Origin of the sequence: Bacillus sp. NTK074B (genome assembly GCF_017303375.1) — a bacterium.
Classification (GTDB): domain Bacteria; phylum Bacillota; class Bacilli; order Bacillales; family Bacillaceae_B; genus Rossellomorea.
In genome coordinates this window covers 1-1677 of sequence record NZ_JAFKOH010000028.1, presented here as the reverse complement: position 1 = coordinate 1677, position 1677 = coordinate 1, and the positions used below count along the sequence as shown (strand labels likewise).

Sequence of the window (1677 nt, the reverse complement as noted above, 5' to 3'; positions counted from 1 at the left end):
TTGTTCTTTGAAAACTAGATAAAGATAAATTGATAGTCAAGAAATTACCGAGTATCGCCATTTTAGGTTTTAAACCTGATGTAACAACCAATTCGGTTAAGTTATGAAGGGCGCACGGTGGATGCCTTGGCACTAGGAGCCGACGAAGGACGGGACTAACACCGATATGCTTTGGGGAGCTGTAAGTGAGCTTTGATCCAGAGATTTCCGAATGGGGGAACCCATTGTTCGTAATGGAACAATATCCTTACTTGAATACATAGAGTATGGAAGGCAGACCCAGGGAACTGAAACATCTAAGTACCTGGAGGAAGAGAAAGCAATTGCGATTCCCTGAGTAGCGGCGAGCGAAACGGGATATAGCCCAAACCAAGAGGCTTGCCTCTTGGGGTTGTAGGACACTCTATACGGAGTTACAAAGGAATGAAGTAGACGAAGAAGTCTGGAAAGGCTCGTCAAAGAAGGTAACAACCCTGTAGTTGAAACTTCATTCCCTCTTGAGTGGATCCTGAGTACGGCGGGACACGTGAAATCCCGTCGGAAGCTGGGAGGACCATCTCCCAAGGCTAAATACTCCCTAGTGACCGATAGTGAACCAGTACCGTGAGGGAAAGGTGAAAAGCACCCCGGAAGGGGAGTGAAATAGAACCTGAAACCGTGTGCCTACAAGTAGTCAGAGCCCTATGCCTATTTTCCTCTGGAAAACAGGCAGGGTGATGGCGTGCCTTTTGTAGAATGAACCGGCGAGTTACGATCCCATGCAAGGTTAAGTTGATAAGACGGAGCCGCAGCGAAAGCGAGTCTGAATAGGGCGATATAGTATGTGGTCGTAGACCCGAAACCAGGTGATCTACCCATGTCCAGGATGAAGTTCAGGTAACACTGAATGGAGGTCCGAACCCACGCACGTTGAAAAGTGCGGGGATGAGGTGTGGGTAGCGGAGAAATTCCAATCGAACTTGGAGATAGCTGGTTCTCTCCGAAATAGCTTTAGGGCTAGCCTCATGTGTAAGAGTCTTGGAGGTAGAGCACTGTTTGGACTAGGGGCCCTCATCGGGTTACCGAATTCAGACAAACTCCGAATGCCAAAGACTTATCCATGGGAGTCAGACTGCGAGTGATAAGATCCGTAGTCGAGAGGGAAACAGCCCAGACCACCAGCTAAGGTCCCAAAGTATACGTTAAGTGGAAAAGGATGTGGAGTTGCTTAGACAACCAGGATGTTGGCTTAGAAGCAGCCACCATTTAAAGAGTGCGTAATAGCTCACTGGTCGAGTGACTCTGCGCCGAAAATGTACCGGGGCTAAACGTATCACCGAAGCTGTGGATTGACACCTTTAGGTGTCAGTGGTAGGAGAGCGTTCTAAGGACTGCGAAGCTAGACCGTAAGGACTGGTGGAGTGCTTAGAAGTGAGAATGCCGGTATGAGTAGCGAAAGATGGGTGAGAATCCCATCCACCGAATGCCTAAGGTTTCCTGAGGAAGGCTCGTCCGCTCAGGGTTAGTCGGGACCTAAGTCGAGGCCGATAGGCGTAGACGATGGACAACAGGTTGATATTCCTGTACCACCTCTTTTCCGTTTGAGCAATGGGGGGACGCAGGAGGATAGGGTAAGCGCACTGCTGGATATGTGCGTCTAAGCAGTTAGGCTGATGATGAGGCAAATCCCGTCATCGC

The 1677-nt window shown here is 49.4% G+C and carries 1 rRNA gene; it reads left to right on the top strand.

Annotation, left to right across the window (positions count from 1 at the left end):
* Nucleotides 1-94: 94 nt before the first annotated feature.
* Nucleotides 95-1677: ribosomal RNA gene (locus JI667_RS21270) — 23S ribosomal RNA — on the top strand; the annotation flags it as partial.